Origin of the sequence: Asanoa iriomotensis (assembly GCF_016862515.1) — a bacterium.
Lineage (GTDB): Bacteria > Actinomycetota > Actinomycetes > Mycobacteriales > Micromonosporaceae > Asanoa > Asanoa iriomotensis.
The window spans coordinates 40,557-57,002 of sequence record NZ_BONC01000007.1 but is presented as its reverse complement, the minus strand read 5'-3'; the positions used below and the strand labels follow the sequence as shown (position 1 = coordinate 57,002).

The 16,446-nt window shown below is 72.6% G+C and carries 10 protein-coding genes; 7 read left to right on the top strand and 3 right to left on the bottom strand.

Annotation, left to right across the window (positions count from 1 at the left end; genetic code table 11):
- The first annotated feature begins 87 nt into the window (after positions 1–87).
- Positions 88–1,875 (top strand): dynamin family protein, encoded by a 1,788-nt coding sequence (locus Air01nite_RS07515; RefSeq protein WP_203701222.1) that lies wholly within the window; start codon positions 88–90, stop codon positions 1,873–1,875.
- The gene (locus Air01nite_RS07510; RefSeq protein WP_203701221.1) at positions 1,872–3,347 is read left to right on the top strand and encodes a dynamin family protein; all 1,476 of its coding nucleotides are present in this window, start codon (positions 1,872–1,874) and stop codon (positions 3,345–3,347) included. The genes Air01nite_RS07515 and Air01nite_RS07510 overlap by 4 nt, the downstream gene beginning before the upstream one ends.
- A 14-nt stretch (positions 3,348–3,361) precedes the next feature.
- Here the strand turns inward: Air01nite_RS07510 and Air01nite_RS07505 are convergent, their stop codons facing one another.
- Positions 3,362–3,901, bottom strand: coding sequence for a hypothetical protein (locus Air01nite_RS07505; RefSeq protein WP_203701220.1), 540 nt, complete (start codon positions 3,899–3,901; stop codon positions 3,362–3,364).
- A 216-nt stretch (positions 3,902–4,117) separates the two neighbouring features.
- On the opposite strand from Air01nite_RS07505, the gene Air01nite_RS07500 reads away from it, so the two are divergent.
- The 3 genes from Air01nite_RS07500 to Air01nite_RS07490 all read left to right on the top strand — a co-directional run bounded on the left by Air01nite_RS07500 (position 4,118) and on the right by Air01nite_RS07490 (position 10,264).
- Positions 4,118–6,136: an Hsp70 family protein gene (locus Air01nite_RS07500; RefSeq protein ID WP_203701219.1), complete on the top strand. Its 2,019-nt coding sequence runs from the start codon at positions 4,118–4,120 to the stop codon at positions 6,134–6,136.
- A gap of 87 nt (positions 6,137–6,223) precedes the next feature.
- The gene (locus tag Air01nite_RS07495) at positions 6,224–8,956 is read left to right on the top strand and encodes an AAA family ATPase (RefSeq protein WP_203701218.1); all 2,733 of its coding nucleotides are present in this window, start codon (positions 6,224–6,226) and stop codon (positions 8,954–8,956) included.
- A gap of 87 nt (positions 8,957–9,043) precedes the next feature.
- Positions 9,044–10,264 carry a sensor domain-containing phosphodiesterase gene (locus Air01nite_RS07490; RefSeq protein WP_203701217.1) on the top strand — a complete coding sequence of 407 codons (1,221 nt, stop codon included), beginning with the start codon at positions 9,044–9,046 and terminating at the stop codon, positions 10,262–10,264.
- Positions 10,265–10,549: 285 nt separating this feature from the next.
- Here the strand turns inward: Air01nite_RS07490 and Air01nite_RS07485 are convergent, their stop codons facing one another.
- Both Air01nite_RS07485 and Air01nite_RS07480 read right to left on the bottom strand, forming a co-directional pair.
- Entirely contained in the window at positions 10,550–11,074 is a 525-nt protein-coding gene (locus tag Air01nite_RS07485) for a GNAT family N-acetyltransferase (RefSeq protein ID WP_203701216.1), read from the bottom strand.
- Between the two features lie 157 nt (positions 11,075–11,231).
- Positions 11,232–14,177 carry a S8 family peptidase gene (locus Air01nite_RS07480; protein ID WP_239090558.1) on the bottom strand — a complete coding sequence of 982 codons (2,946 nt, stop codon included), beginning with the start codon at positions 14,175–14,177 and terminating at the stop codon, positions 11,232–11,234.
- A gap of 316 nt (positions 14,178–14,493) precedes the next feature.
- On the opposite strand from Air01nite_RS07480, the gene Air01nite_RS07475 reads away from it, so the two are divergent.
- Together Air01nite_RS07475 and Air01nite_RS07470 are read left to right on the top strand one after the other, a co-directional pair.
- Positions 14,494–15,291 carry an alpha/beta hydrolase gene (locus Air01nite_RS07475; protein WP_239090557.1) on the top strand — a complete coding sequence of 266 codons (798 nt, stop codon included), beginning with the start codon at positions 14,494–14,496 and terminating at the stop codon, positions 15,289–15,291.
- A gap of 31 nt (positions 15,292–15,322) precedes the next feature.
- Positions 15,323–16,432, top strand: a complete 1,110-nt coding sequence (locus Air01nite_RS07470; RefSeq protein ID WP_203701213.1) for a calcium:cation antiporter — start codon at positions 15,323–15,325, stop codon at positions 16,430–16,432.
- The last annotated feature ends 14 nt before the right edge of the window (positions 16,433–16,446 follow it).

Below are 16,446 nucleotides of genomic sequence, written 5' to 3'. Positions count from 1 at the left end.
CACACAACTCAACCAACCACACGCCGTCAGCGGGCGGTCGGGCCATCCGGCCCGGCCGGCCCGCTGCGCCGTACGCAGGAGGGGACGATGTCCGAGCCAGCCACCACGCCGGCCACCTCGCTGGTCGACCTGGGCATCAAGGCGTGCACCGCGTACGGGCGGGAGGATCTCGCGGCACGGCTCGGCCGGATCCGCACCGGGCTCGCCGACCCGGCGGTGCACATCGTCGTGGCCGGCGAGTTCAAGCAGGGCAAGAGCTCACTGATCAACGCGTTGCTCGGCACCGCCGTCTGCCCCGTCGACGACGACGTGGCGACGGCGGTCCCGACGTTCGTCCGGCACGGCGAGGAGAAGACCGCGACGCTGGTCTACGACGGCAACCCACCGCGCCGCGAGCAGGTCGAGTTCGCCGACCTGCGTGGGCACGTCGTCGAAGGCTCGGCCCTGGGCGCCCGCCCGGCCCGGGTCGACGTGACCGTTCCGCGCAAGATTCTCGCTGGTGGGCTGGTCATGGTCGACACACCGGGTGTCGGCGGCCTGGGTTCCGCGCACGCCGCGGCCGGGCTCGCCGCGATCTCGGTCGCCGACGCCGTCGTGTTCGTCACCGACGCTGCGCAGGAACTGACCCGCAGCGAGGTCGAGTTCCTGCGCCAGGCCCACGAGCTGTGCCCGACCGTGGTCTGCGCGCTCACCAAGATTGACTTCTACCCGGCCTGGCGGCGGATCCGCGACCTGAACGCGGGCCACCTCCGGATGGTCGGCGACCTGCCGCTGATGCCGGTCTCCTCGCCGTTGCGCGCCCGGGCCGTACGCGCCAACGACCAGAAGCTCAACGTCGAGTCCGGCTTCCCGGACCTCGTCAAGTTCGTGCAGGAGCGGGTCGGCGGCGGCGCCGCGGCCCGCCGGTCCGCCGACGCGGGCGCCGAGGTGCTCGCGGTCTGTGACCAGCTCACCGGCCAGTTCTCCGCCGAGCGGGACGCGCTGGCGAACCCGGCCAACGCGCAGCGCATCGTCGACGACCTCAACACCGCCAAGCGCCAGGTCGAGGAGCTCAAGACCGCGGCCGCCCGGTGGAGCGTGACGCTCAACGACGGCACCGCCGACCTGACCGCCGACGTCGACTTCGACCTGCGCGACCGGATCCGCAAGATCACCACCGAGGCCGACGACGCGATCGACGAGGTCGACCCGGCCGACATGTGGCCCGAGATGGAGGAGTGGCTGCGGGCGCGGATCTCGTACGACCTGCTCGGCAACTACACCTTCCTGCGCCGCCGGGCCGCCGAGCTGAGCGAGCAGGTGGCCGGCCACTTCCACGAGGCGTCCGGCAAGGCGGTCGGCATGCTCAAGGTCTACAACCCGACGCCACTGGTCGAGGAGCGCGCGGTCGAGCACCGCATCGAGCTCGCCAAGATGACCGCCGGCAAGCAGGTGATGGTCGCGCTGAAGAGCGCGTACGGCGGCGCCCTGATGTTCACCATGCTCGGCAGCCTGATGGGCGTCGCGCTCGGCCCGATCGGCATCGGGATCGGCGTGGTGATGGGCCATCGCGGCCTCAAGGACGAGAAGAAACGGCAGCTGGAGAAGCGCCGGGCCCAGGGCAAGAACGCCATGCGCCGCTACTGCGACGAGATCAGCTTCGTGTCCGGCAAGGACAGTCGCGACACCGTGCGCCGGGTGCAGCGGCAGCTCCGCGACCACTACACCCGGCTGGCCGAGGAGCTCAACCGGTCCACCGCGACCGCCCTGGCCGCGGCCACCGACACCGCCAAGCGCTCACAGGCGGACCGCCAGAAGCGCCTCAAGGACCTGGACGCCGAGCTGACCCGCCTGGGCCAGCTCCGCGACCGCGCGACCAAGCTGGCACAGGCATGACCCTCGTGGAGCGCACCCGCGCGGCGTTGACCCGGGCCGCGGGCGTCTACCGGGGCAGCGGGTTCGACGAGCGGATCGCAGAGGTGCGGGCCCGGCTGGACGAGCCGCTGCGGGTCGCGATCGCCGGCCGGGTCAAGTCCGGCAAGTCCACATTGCTCAACGCGCTGGTCGCGGACCGCCTCGCGCCGACGGACGCGGGCGAGTGCACCCGGATCGTCACCTGGTACCGCGACGGGCACACCTACCGGGTCACCCTCCACCCGCGTGCCGGCGGCGCACCGCGCCAGCTCCGGTTCACCCGCGACGAGGGCGCGGTCGAGGTCGACCTCGGCGGCATCCGCCCCGAGGACGTGCACTCGCTCGACATCACCTGGCCCTCGCAGGCGCTGCGCCGGGCCACGCTGATCGACACCCCCGGCATCGGCTCGCTCTCGGAACGCGTCTCCCGGCGCGCCTGGGAGCTGATCGCGCCCGACGACGAGGAGACGCCGGCCGACGCGGTGCTCTACCTGATGCGCCACCTGCACGCCAACGACCTCGAGTTCCTGCACGCCTTCCACGACACCGAGGTGTCCCGGCCCAACCCGGTCAACGCGATCGGCGTGCTGTCCCGCGCCGACGAGATCGGCGTCGGCCGGCTCGACGCGATGGCCTCGGCCCGGCGGATCGCCGCCCGGCTGGCCGGCGACGGCAACGTGCGGCGGGTGGTGCAGACCGTCGTACCCGTGGCTGGTCTGCTCGCCGAGACCGCGGCGACGCTGACCGAGACCGAGGTGCGGCATCTGCGCGCGGTCGCCGGGCTCGAGGTCAAGCCGGCCGAGGAGCTGCTGCTGACCGCGGACCGGTTCGTCAACACCCTGCCCGAGCTGGGTCTGACCTCGATCGAGCGGGAGGCCTTGCTGGCCCGCTTCGGCCTCTACGGGATCCGGCTGGCCAGCACGCTGCTCCGCCAGGACGGCCAGACCACCGCGACCGGGCTCGCCCGCGAGCTGACCGACCGCAGCGGCCTGACCGAGCTGCAGGAGGTGCTCGGCTCGCTGTTCTTCGAGCGCCGCGACGTGCTCAAGGCCCGCTCGGCCCTGCTCGCCCTGGACACGCTGACCCGCACCCGGCCCCGCTCCGGCAGTCCCGCGGTGGCGGCCGAGGTCGAGGAGATCGTCGCGTCCGCGCACCCGTTCAACGAGCTGCGGGTGCTGGCCACGCTGCGCGCCGGCTGGCTGGGCGGCAAACCGGCGGTGGTCGAGGAGCTCGAACGAGTCATCGGGGGTACGGGCACCGCGCCGCACATCCGCCTCGACCTGCCGCCGGATGCCGGTGCGGGCCAGCTCCGCTCCGCCGCGTCCGAGGCGCTGGTGCGCTGGCAGCGGCGGGCCGAGAACCCGCTGACCGTGCACGAGATGGCGGTCGCGGCGCGGGTGGCGGTGCGCTCCTGCGAGGGACTGCTGGCCGACCTCAACGGCCGGGCGCGCTGACGATGCGCCACCGCTCAGCCGTCGAGATCGTCGTCCAGGTCGTCGTCGTCCTCGGCCTCTTCGGGGAACTCCGCGTCGAACGTGGCCGTGGCCGGCTCGTCCGGGTAGTCCGGACCCCCGCCGACGGCGACCGGCTCGTCGTCCAGGTCGCCGCCGGGGTCCGTATCGAGGTCGAGGTCCGGGTCCGGCCCGGTGGTGCCGTCGTCGCCCGCGCCGAAGTCCAGCTCGGCCAGACCGGCGTCGGCGGTGTCGCTCTCGTCGAGCGGCAGAGCGTCGTCGAGCTCCGCGTCGGGCTCGGCCGGCGCGGTCGCCAGCAGCTCCGGCCAGTCGGCCGGGTCGTCCAGCTCGGACTCGACGGGGACGCCGCTGTGCGCGGTGACGAACGGGGCGAGGTGCTCGGCGACCTCCGCGGGCGCGGTGCCGGCGAAACTGACCACGGCCTCCGCCACGAGCTCGGGCGGCAGGTCGTGGCCGGCGCCGGCCAGTGCGCCGGCGGCCGCGGACGGGTCACCCACCAGGTCGGTGAGTACGTCCTTGAGCGGTCGCGCGTCCATGGACCAACCCTAGGGCGCCGCCAGGGCACCCTCCGTCGGGGACTTCCCCGTGCTCGTCCCCCAGTCCTGTCCAAGGCGCCTGGACCTCCGGTCGGCGCAGGTCAAAACCAAGGAACCAAGGTGGAGCGGTCGGACTCCCGACAGCGCCGAGCCCCCCGCTGTGCCATCAAGAACACTCGATCCAGCAACTGCCCACGATGATCCGGAGCGACCGCGATGTACGCACTCGGCGTTGACCTCGGCACCACCTTCACGGCCGCCGCGACCTGGCGCGCGGGTCATGCGGAGATCGCCTCGCTGGGCAGCCGCTCGGCCGCCGTGCCGTCGGTCGTGCTGCTCCGGGAGGACGAGACGTTCCTGACCGGCGAGCCGGCCAACCGGCGCGGGTTGACCGAGCCGCACCGGGTGGCGCGGGAGTTCAAGCGGCGGTTCGGCGACACGACACCGATCCTGCTCGGCGGCGTCCCGTACTCGGCCGAGGCCCTGATGGGCCGGCTGCTGCGCTGGACCCTCGACGAGGTGGCCAGCCGGGAGGGCGGCCCGCCGAGCGCGGTCACCGTCTCGCACCCGGCCAACTGGGGCCCCTACAAGACCGACCTGCTCCGCCAGGCCGTGCGGCTGGCCGGCATCGAGGAGCCGGTCGCGTTCATCACCGAGCCCGAGGCCGCCGCCGTCTTCTACGCGAGCCAGCAGCGGATCGAGACCGGCGCCGTGGTCGCGGTCTACGACCTCGGCGGCGGCACGTTCGACGCGGCGGTGCTCCGCAAGACCGCGCAGGGCTTCGAGATCCTCGGCCAGCCGGAGGGCATCGAGCGGCTCGGCGGCATCGACTTCGACGCGGCGGTGTTCAACCACGTCGCGCAGGCGCTCGGCGGCAAACTGGGCGACCTCGACGAGGACGACCCGACCGCGATCTCGGCGGTGGCCCGGCTGCGCGAGGAGTGCGTCGCGGCCAAGGAGGCACTCTCGGCGGACACGGACGCCTCCATCCCGGTGCTGCTGCCCAACCTCTCCACCGAGGTGCGGCTGACCCGGGGCGAGCTGGAGGCGATGGTCCGGCCGGCGCTCTACGGCTCGATCGAGGCGCTGCGCCGCGCGGTCCGCTCGGCCGGCGTCGAGCCCGAGCAGCTGCACTCGGTGCTGCTGGTCGGCGGCTCGTCGCGGATGCCGCTCGTGGCCCAGCTCGTGGCGGCGGAGCTCAACCGGCCGGTGGCGGTCGACGCGCACCCGAAGCACGCGGTGGCGTTGGGCGCGGCCCGGTTGGCCAGCGCGCGGGTGGGCGGCAACGCGCAGGCGCCGGACCCGGCCGCGGCCCGCGGCTCCGCCACCGTGGTCATCCACCACCCGCCGACCCGGGCCACCGGCTCCGCGCCGGTGAGCGCGCCACCGATGCCCAGCGCCCCGGTCAGCCCTGCCCGCCCGGTCAGCCCCGCCCGTCCGGTCAGTCCTGCCCGCCCGATGAGCCCGGCGCCGGCCCGCCCCACGTCTGGCCCGCCGACCTCGGGCCCGCCCGTGCGCCCGCAGCAGCCGTTCAGCCGGGGCGTCGCCGGACCGACCGCGGCGGCCGGGCCGCGGCCCGAGCAGGGCGGCCGCGCGCACCAGGTCCAGTACAACTACGCCCAGCCCGCCCCGCCGGCACCACCACCGCCCGCCCCCGCGCCGGAGCGCCGCCGCGGCAGCCGGGCTCCCCTGATCGCGGCCGCGGTCGTCGTCGTGCTCGCGCTCGCCGGTGCGGCGATCTGGGTCAACCGCGACAACCTCGGCTTCGTCGCCGGCGGCGGCGACCCGACCCCGCCGGCGACCAACTCGGCCGGCCCGACCGCGCAGGTCCTGCCACCCGCGGAGCAGTGCACCGACGCGATCAAGGCCAACGCCCGCTACGTCTGCATCACACAGGCGTTCGTCGACAACGAGAAGTTCGTGGTCGAGTACGTCGCCGAATGGAACGGTGCGACCCCGCGGAACTCCGGCGGATTCCACCTGCACATCTACGGCGGCGACGGCCGCAACCCGCCGGCGGCCCAGATGGGTTTCCAGTCGGACCAGCCCGGCCGCTTCTATCTCGAGGACAAGCAGCCGTCGGTGCGCTCGGTCAACGGCGGCAACTACCGCGACATCATCGGCGACAATCCGAAGGTCTGTGCCCGGATCTCGGACGCCGACGACCATCTGGTCAAAGACAGCGAGGGCGGGTATGAAACCGGCAACTGCGTAACCATTCAGGACCGCCGTTAGGTTGCCGAGAGAAGCAACGTTTCGCTTTCGCAAAAAAGGCCGGACTGCCGACCGACAGGGCGCGGAACGCAAGGCAGACTCGCTTGCGTGGCAGTTACCCGCGACACGGCGCCGGTTGGCCGGTCCGACGTGCTCGACCAGCTACACGTCCGGCTCAGTGCCGGCGAGAGCGTGGTCGTCTACGGTCCGGCCGGCATCGGCAAGTCGACCGTGCTCGCGGCGTACCCGGCACACGCTGGCGACCCCCTCGTGCTGCGCGCGAACGCCGCCGAGGTCGAGTCCGGCCTGCCCTATCTGACCCTGGTCGACCTGTTCGACGGGATCAGCGGCGAGGGCCTGCCGCGGCACCTGCGGGCCGCCTTCGACGGCGCGCTGCTCCGCGGTGCCGCCCCGGTGACCGCGCAGGACCAGCTCGCCGTCCGGCTCGCCACGCTCGAGGTGCTGCGCCGCCTCGCCGCCAACCGCACGGTGCTCCTGCTCGTCGACGACCTGCAGTGGGTCGACCCGCACAGCGCCGGCGTGCTGCGGTTCGTCGCCCGCCGGCTGGGCGCCGCCCGGGTCCGGGTGCTCGGCGCCGAGCGGGTCGAGACGGCCGGCCCGCTGCACACCGACCTGTGCCCGACCCCGGTCACCGAGCTGCTGCTCCCGCCGCTGACCGAATATGACACCGCCGACCTGCTCCGGGAGCGGTTCGGCCCGGTGCTCTCGCTGTCGACCATCGCCCGGGTGCACGAGGCCAGCCAGGGCAACCCGCTGCTCGCCGTCGAGCTGGGCCGCACGCTGGTCGCGCGCGGCGGCACGATCGGCGTCGACCAGCCGCTGCCAGTGCCCGAACGCCTCCGGCCGTTGCTCGCCCGCCGCCTGGCCAGCCTGCCCGCGCCCAGCGGCCCGGTGCTGCTGCGGGCCGCGGCCGCCGCCCGGCCGACCGTCGCGCTGATCGGCCGCGACGGCGACGCCAAGGCCGGGCTGGAGGCCGCGATGGAGGCGGGCCTGGCCACAGTCGGCTCGGACGAGACGGTCCGGTTCGCCCACCCGCTGCTGCGCGAGCTGGTCTACGCCGACGCCACGCCCGCCGCCCGGTCAGCCGCGCACGAGCACATCGCCGCGCACACCGACGACTCGGTCGAGCGCGCCCGGCACCTGGCGCTGGCCCGGCCGCACGCCGACGAGGACCTGGCCGCCCAGCTCGCCGAGGCGGCCACCACCGCCCGGATGCGCGGCGCCCCGGCCGTCGCCGCGGACCTCGCCGAACGGGCCGCCGAACGCACACCGTCCGCGCTGCGCGGTGTCGCCGCCGCGCGCCGCTACGAAGCCGCGGAGCACGCCCAGGCCGCGGGCCTCACCGCCGACGCGCACCGGCTGGCCTCCGCGGCCCTGGCCGCCGCCGACGAGCCGGCGGTACGCGTCGGCGCCCGGCTGCTGATCGTCGACCTCGCCGGCCAGGACCAGTCGGCGGTCGGCCCGGTCATCGACGCCGCGTTCGCCGACGCGGGCGAGGACCCGGCGCTGCTCTGCCGGGTGCGGCACTACCGGGCCCTGAAGGCCTACTACGACGCCGAGATCGAGTTCGCCGACGCGGAGCTGAAGCGGGGCGAGGAAGAGGCCCGCGAGGCCGGCGCCACGGAGCAGCTCGTCTCGCTGCTGGCCAGCCGGTCGCTGATCCGCGGTGCCAACGACCCCGAGAGCGCCAAGCTGCTCAGCGACGTCGCGTCGCTGGCCGCCGAGCTGCCGCCGAGCACCGAGAGCGTGCACGCGGCGGCCATCTACGCGCGCGGCCGGGCGTACGCCGGTGACATGGCCGAGGCCGTCCGGGTGATCGAGGCACAGCGCGACGCGGTGCTGCGCTCCGGCACGCTGCGCGACCTGTCGACCGTGCTGCTCGCCTCCGCGTCGATCTACTCCCGCGCCGGTCGTGGCGGCGACGCCCTGCGCGCCGGCCGGGAGGGCATGCGGTTGATCCTCGACATGGAGGCCACACCCGGGCACGGGCTCGTGGTCGGCGCGCTCGGCGAGACGCTGGCCGGCTCGCCCACGGTCGCGGCCAGCCTGCTGGTGCAGGCCATCGACGCCTGCTCGGCGGCCGGCGACGAAGACTGGCTGCGGCTGGCCCACGCCGCCTACGGGCAGGTGCTGCTCTTCCAGGACGCGCCGGAGCCGGCGGTGGCCGAGTTCCACAAGGCACAGGACCTCGAACGCCGGCTGAGCCGCAACGACCCGGCGATCTTCCTCTGGCACGCCGACTTCGTCGAGGCGCTGACCGCGGTCGGCGAGCTCGACGAGGCCGCGGAGCTGCTCGCGGAGACCCGCTCGGTGGCCACGGCGCTCAACCGGACCGTCATCCATCTCGGCCTCGCCCGGGCCGGCGCGCTGCTGCGGGCCGCCGCGGGTGAGCCCCGGGAGGCGGCCGTCGCCCTCGCGGAGGCGCTGGCGGAGGCGGACGGGCACCCGTACCCGATGGAGGTCGCGAAGGCCTGGCACACGCTCGCGACGCTCGAGCGGCGCGCCCACCGTCGCGGCGCGTCCCGGTCGGCGCTGGTCGAGGCCGTCGCGGGCTATGCCGCCGTGGGCGCCGCACCCTGGCTGGCCGCGGCCGAGGCCGAGCTGGCCAGGCTCGACGGCGGGCACGGCCAGGGCCTTTCCGAGACCGAGCGGCGGATCGTCGACCTGGTGCTGGCCGGCGCGACCAACCGCGAGATCGCCCGCGCGACCCACCTCTCGGTCAAGGCGATCGAGGCGAAGCTGACCCGCCTCTACCGGCGCCACGGGGTGCGCAACAGGGCACAGCTGACCCGGGCGCTCGGCGGGTCGCCACCGGCTTGAGCATTCGCGTGGTCGCCCGCTCCAACGCTTGTTAGCGTCGCGATTGCGGGAGGTCTTCAGCGACACGCGTAAGGGAGGCCTGGTCGCATGGGTGCCCAACCGTCACTTGACGACCAGTTCGAGGCGATCATCCGCGATCGCGCGATCTATCCTGTTTTCCAGCCGGTCGTGTCGATCGCCGACGGCGGCGTGGTGGGCTTCGAGGCCCTGGCCCGCGGCCCGGCGGGTCCCTACGAGAACGCCGCCGCTCTGTTCGAGGCGGCCGGGCGGCTGGGCCGCTTCGCCGACCTTGACTGGCTCTGCGCGGACATGGCGGGCGAGCGCTTCATGGCCACCGAGTTCCCCGACCTGGCGTTGTTCGTCAATCTCGACCCCGCCACCATGGGCGGCCCGTTCCGCCAGAAGCTGCTCGACGTGTTGGCGGATGTGATGAGCGAGCGGCAGGTGGTCATCGAGATCACCGAGCGTGCCGTGACCCAGGACCCGCCGGCGCTGATGGACGCCGTCATCGCGTCCCGAAAGCTGTCGGCCCGGGTGGCCCTGGACGACGTCGGCGTGGAACCGTCGAGCCTGGCCGCGATGCCACTGGTCAACCCCGACATCATCAAGATCGACCGAAGCGTGGTGCAGGCCCACTCACCGGCCTGGGCGGTGTCCCACGTGGTCAACGCGGTGCTGCACGAGGCGGCCCGCAGCGGCGCCCAGATCCTCGCGGAGGGCATCGAGGACGAGGAGCACCTGGAGGTGGCCCGCTCCCTCGGCGCGACGCTGGCGCAGGGCTACCTGTTCGGCCGCCCGGGCGACCTGCCGGCGACGGTGACACCGTCGAAGCACGTGCTGGCCCGGGTCACCCCGCGGCAGGTGCCGGAGGAGACCCCGTTCGAGATGCTCTCCCGCACGGACCCGGTCAACCCGACGACGGAACCACTGTTGACGGCGATGACGGGCCACATCGAGAACCAGGCGCTGCACACCGACGACTCAGCGATCCTGGTGATCAACGTGGCCGACGTAGCCAACCTGGACGACGAGGCCCGACTCCGCTACGGCTACATAACGACCCGCGGCGTCGAGGTCTACGTCCTGGGCCGCGAGGTGCCGCCAGTACCGAGCGGCCGGGTCCGCGGCGTGCCACTCGACGCCGGCGACCCGCTGGTGCACGAACGGACGGCACTGTTCATCGGCAGCCACCACGCGAGCGGGGTGTTCGCCCGGGAGACAGCCGCCGGCTTCGATGCGGGCATCTGCTACGACCGCGAACGCATCGTCGAAGCGACGCTGCCACTGGTGCGCCGACTGCACAAATAACAGGACTCGGGCCCGCGGCGGTCACGACCGCCGCTCCCGCCAGCCACCGCTCCGCTGCCAGGCCCGCACCGGGTTGCGGTTAGAACGGCTTGCGGCAGACCACCAGCGGCAATGGCACGGCCAGCCTTCACAGCGCGATCATCACCGCCCCGCCCCAGGCACCCGCAAGGCCCCTAGTCACGGCCAGACCGGGTTTGGCGTACGACGAAGTCGCGGGCGTGGCCAGCTTCGCGGTGATCACCACGGCCGCTCCCGCTTCGCTGCCGAGATCGCCTTGGGTGGCGGCTAGAGCGGCTTGTGGTAGACGACGAAGTCGCAGGGGGTGGCCAGGCGCGGTTGGAGGTGGGGGTAGGCGTCCTCGAACGGGTCGCGGCGGATCGGGTGGTAGCCGATGCGGGTGTACCACTCGCGGAGGAAGTCCTTGACCGGGTGTGTCCACTCGCGAGGGACCAGCAGCTCGAGCTGCATCGTGGGCATGCCCTGCTGCCGCGCCCAAGTCTCCGCGAACGCGACGAGGTCGCGGCCGATGCCCAGGCCGCGGTGGGTCGGGCTGGCGACGAGCATGCCGAACTCCCCCTCGCCCGTCGGCAGGCGTTGCACCCGGACCGTGCCCGCCAGGTCTCCGTCGGACCGCGCCACGGCCAGTTCGCCGGCCGCGATGACCGCCGCGACCTCGGGTTCGTCGGTGCGTTGCGTGTCGGGCTGCCACAGGCCCTTCTCCGCGTCGGCGTAGACCCGGTTGATCAAGGCTGTCACGTCCGCGACGAAGGCGGCGTCGGCTTGACGGGCGAACGAGATCTCCAGCGCCATGCGGCCCACCGTATCCCCCGCGCGTGACCAACCGCGGACCTGGCAGCGGAGCGCAGCGGAGCGGTCCCCGGCGGGAGCGACGGTCGTGCCCCCGGCGGACCCGGGCAAATGAAAAGGGCACCCGCCGCGGGGCGGGCGCCCTTTCCACAACCGAGGGTTACGCCACGACCATGAGGTTTGTGCTTCCCAGGGTGGTGGTGCCGTCGGTGTACTCGATGACGCCGAGGTAGCGCTGGCCCGCGGTGAGCCCGTTCCACGCCGCCGTGACCGTTGCCGTGCTGCCGACCGACACCTCCTGGCTCGGCGGCGTGATCGTCAGGTTGCCGGTGTTGCCCGGCCCGACGACCCAGCGGTTGTGCTTGACCGTCGTCGCGCCCGGAGCCGCGAACAGGTCGATGAACACCCGGTACGTGCCGGCGGCCGTGATCGTCACCGACTCCTCCGACGTGCCGCTGGCGCTCTGCCCGACCAGGGTCAGGCTGCCGTTGGCGTTCTGCCGGTAGACGAACACGTCGATGTCGGTGCCCGCCGCGTAGTCCGCGTCGAAGGTCGCGAACCGGGCCACCTTGGTGCCCGCCGGGACGTCCACCGTGATCGCGACGGTGTCGCTGGCGGTGGCCGGCGCGTTCGCGTTGAACGAGGTCGCCGGGTTCGGGGTCAGGTCCCACTGGTCGACCGTCGCCGCCTGCAGGCCGTGGCCCGCCGCGGCGAGCGTGCCCGAGTAGCCGGCCGTGACCGGCAGCGCCACCTGGCCGCTCGCGCCCGTGCCGCCGCTTTCCAGCGGCACCGCGACCGGCACCGGCCGGACCGCGATGGCGCTGCGCACGTCGTGGCCGAGAAGGTCACGCCAGCGCAGGGAGCCGAACGACCATTGACCGAAGGCACCGGTGGTACGCGTGATCGTCACCTTGAACGTCTGCTTCTTGCCCGGCAGCAGCGCGATGATCTTCGGGGTGACGTCGACCTTGAAGCCGGGCGGTGCCTGCACGGTCGGCAGGTACAGCGCGGGCAGCTTGCTGACGTTGGTCACCGTGCGGGTCAGCGTCTGCTTGCCGGCCAGGTCACCGACCGCGAGCGTCGGGTTGTTGAAGTCGCTCGGGTCGACGATGCCGACGCTGTCGCAGACGTCCGCGCCGCCGGAGGTGAGGTGGACGCCGATGCCGCACGAGTACTGCAGCCACTGCGTGATGCCGGAGTCGTAGACCAGGCCCGGGTCGAACGCGTCCTTGGCCGCGACCTGGCCCGCGCCCATCTCCAGCGGGTTGGCGTTGGTGGCGTCGGACTCGTCCTGGATCGGCTGGCCCTCGTTGTCGTTGACGCCGGCCGTGGTCATCAGTGCCGACTTGACCATCATCGGCGACCAGTTCGGGTGCTTGGCGAGCAGCAGCGCGCCGATGCCGGCGATGTGCGGACTGGCCATCGAGGTGCCGCTGTTGGTGTCCCACAGGTTGCCGTTGTGGCTGTCGGGCCCGGTGGCCGCGACCACGTCGACGCCCGGCGCCATGATGTCGGGCTTGAGCAGGTCGCCGCCGCTGGAGTTGCCAGGGCCGCGGCTGGAGAACGTGGCCACGATCGGCGCGCGGACCTTCTCGTTGCTGGCCGCGGAGATCGTCGCGGTCGGGGTGCCGCCGGCGGCGATGTACGCCTTGACCGCCGCGCCCGCCGCCGCGTCCACGTGGATCGACGGCACCGCGTGGTAGTCGGCGTTGAGCGTGTTGGCCGTCGGGTTGAACTGGATCATGCCGACGCCACCCGCGTTCTTGACCGCGAGACTCTTGTCGACCCGGGTGTTGTTGCCGCGCTCGCAGAGCACGATCTTGCCGGCCACCTTGGCCGGGTCGAGCTGCGGCGGCGTGCTCACGCACTGGGCGGCGAACTGCTCGGTGCTGCCGGCGGCGCCGCTGGTGCGGGCGTCGACGACCGGTGCGGTCACCGCCTGCGGCCCGGTGCCGACGCCGTTGAAGACCTGCCCGTTGCCGAGGGTCAGCGTCTTGGTCGAGGACCGGTCGTGCGTGCCGGCCGCGACGGTGGTCGTCCACGGCATGCCGTTGTCGACGGTGGACGCGCCGGGCCCGGCGTTGCCGGCCGAGGTCGCGACGAACACACCGGCGTTGGCGGCGTTGAGGAAGGCCAACTCGACGGCGCCGAAGCTGTCGTTGTTGTCGCCGATCGAGTAGTTGATGACGTCCACACCGTCGGCGACGGCCTGGTCGATCGCGGCGACGATGTCGACGCTGTTGCCGACCGACTGGGTGCCGGCGGCGTTGGCGTACAGCACCTTGTAGATCGACAGGCGCGCGGCCGGCGCCATGCCGGAGATGACACCCGCGACGGCGCCGTTGATGGTCGCGGTCACGTTGTGGTTGCCGCCCGCGGTGCTGGCGGTGTGCGAGCCGTGCCCGTAGTAGTCACGCGGCGAGTCGAACTCGCCGGGGTTCGCGTGGGAGATGTTGTTGGACGCGTACCAGCGGGCGCCGATCACCTTGTTGTTGCAGGTGACAGGCCCCTCCACGCCGGCGACGCAGGTGCCGTGCCACTTGGCGTCGATCGTCTTCTGGTCTCTGCGCGGCGTCGGCAGCGGCCCGAAGCTGGGGTTCTCGGGCCAGAAGCCGGAGTCGATGACGCCGATGATGATGCCCTCACCGGCCCGCTCGGGGCTGCCGAACTCCTTGCGCCAGGCGCCGTTGCGCCCGTCGAGCCCGACGAACTCGGGGGTCGTGAACGTCTCGCCGTGCACGATCTCGTTCTTCCAGACGTTGGCGACGCCCGGGGTCCGCTTGAGCCGGGCGGCCTCGACCGCCGTCAGCTCGGCGGAGAACCCGGCGAACACGAGCGTGTAGTCGTGCTGCACCTTGCTCTCGCTGACGCCGGCCCGCGCGAGCACGCGGTCTTTGCTGGCGGCGAGATGCTGGCGGTAGGCCCGGACGTTCTTGCTCGCGCTGTCAAGCTTGGCACCGGCGGCGACGCGGGTGGGCGCCAGCCCGGCCACACCACCGTTGTAGGTGGCGGCCGGCGCATCGGTGGTCTGCACGATGTATGTCTGGGTGGGCGCGCTCGCCGCCGCCGCCACATCAGGTGCGGCGTTCGCGGGCGCACTGGTCAAGGTGAAAGCGGACAGGGTCGCCGCAGCGACCAGCGCAGCAGCCGAGCGACGCCGCCCGGCAGGAGGGATGCCCAACATGGACGGCAGACTATGGTCCGCATAGACGCCGACTAAACCCTCAAAGCTCCCGATGAGGGTCAGGTGAAGGGTTGATTAGAGGGACAACCCGCAGCTACCGCGGCCCACGCAAGCCCCGACGCAGCAGCATAGGTCTATATCCGCGGCCAGCCAAGGTCCAGCCGGCAGAAGTTGTCGTGGTCGCGCACGCATAACGGACCGCGGGGGTGGGCGTTGATCAGGTGTGCGACGCCGGACCTTGATCAATGCTGCGGTGCTTTCCGTTGCCGGGGCCGCGGTTTCCGCGGTTGGTGGGTTCGCTTTGGCGGGGACCGCCGCGCCTATGCCTGAGGCGCGGGCCGGGGACGAGCGGCTCGAGCGGAAAATGTCCGCAGCGCGCGGGAAAGAGATCGACTTCTACACCGCCGTGCCGGACGGGTACGGCGACGGTAAAGGGCTTCCGGTCTGTCTCGTGATGCACGGTGAGGCCAAGCGGCCCCGCCACTACGGCAGCCTCGGTTTCGGTCGGGCCCTCACCCGGGCCGTCGAGAAGGGTGCGCCGCCGTTCGTCCTCGCCGGGGCCGATGGGTCGCGGCTCGGTTGGCAGCCGCATGCCGGCGACGATCCGCAGCGGATGGCGTACGAAGAGGTTCCCGACTGGTGTGCCGCGCGCGGCTTCGACATCTCCCGCCTCGCCGTCTGGGGCTGGTCCATGGGCGGCGCCGGCGCGTTGCGGCTCGCGCAGACCTTCCGGGGGTTCGTCAAGGCCGCCGCCGTTCTCTCCCCCGCCGTCGCGCCCGGTGACGACGTGTTCGAGGCCGTCGGGAGGCTCCGGGCCCAACCGCTCGGGCTCTGGTGCGGGCTCGACGACCGGCTGCTCGAAAACGTGCGCGCGTTCCAGATGGCGCTGACGATGCCACCGGTCGCAGGGCACTACAGCGAGGGCGGACATGACATGGACTACTGGAAATCCGTCATTCCCGAAGCGTTCCAGTTCGTCGGATCTATGTTGACCCGGCCCAGCCAAATGCCAAGTCCGACTCCCAGCCCAGGCTGAGAAAACGCGAGCGTCTGGCACCTTTGAGCGCATGCCAGCAGCAGTGACCAGACGCACGTACCTCACAAACTGGACAATCAGCGTCCCGATCATCGCGCTGATCGCGCTCTTCGTCAGTTGGAATCGCACGCTTCCCGGCTGGGGCGTCGCGGTCGTCGGCATCTGTCTCGCCGGCGCCGTCCTCGCGGCCGTACACCATGCCGAGGTCGTCGCCGCCCGGGTCGGTGAGCCGTTCGGCTCCCTCGTGCTCGCGGTCGCGGTCACCTTCATCGAGGTCGCGCTGATCGTCACCCTCATGATCAGCGGTACGCCCGAGAAGACCGCGACCCTCGCCCGCGACACCGTCTTCTCCGCCGTGATGATCACCTGCAACGGCATCGTCGGCCTCTGCCTGCTACTGGGGGCCCTGCGAAGGCGCGTCGCCGTGTTCAACCCCGAGGGCACCGGCGGCGCGCTCGCCATCGTCGCCACCCTGGCCACGCTCAGTCTGGTCTTCCCGACCTTCACCACCTCCGAACCCGGCCCCGAGTTCTCCCCCGCCCAGCTCGCCTTCGCCGCCGTCGCCTCGCTCGGCCTCTACGGGCTGTTCGTCGCCGTGCAGACCGTCCGCCACCGCGACTACTTCCTGCCGATCACCACCAGCGGCACCGTCGTCGACGCCGAGGAGCACGCCGACCCGCCCTCCACCAAGGCCGCCCTCGGCAGCCTCGCGCTGCTCGTCGTCGCCCTCGTCGCGGTCGTCGGCGACGCGAAGGCCGTCTCGCCGACCATCGAGCAGGGCGTCGCCGCGGCCGGCTTCCCACCCACCGTCGTCGGCGTGATCATCGCGCTGCTGGTGCTGGCGCCGGAGACGCTCGCCGCGGTCCGGGCCGCGCTGCGCGACCGCGTGCAGACCGGACTCAACCTGGCGTACGGGTCGGCCATGGCCAGCATCGGCCTGACCATTCCCGCGATCGCGATCGCCTCGATCTGGCTCGACGGCACGCTCACCCTCGGGCTGCCGCCGACCCAGCTCGTGTTGCTGGCGTTGACGGTGGTGGTCGGCATCCTCACCGTGGTGCCGGGGCGGGCGACCACCCTGCAGGGCGGCGTACACCTGGCGCTCCTCGCGGCTTTCGTGTTTCTCGCCGTCAGCCCATGACCACCGTTAATCTG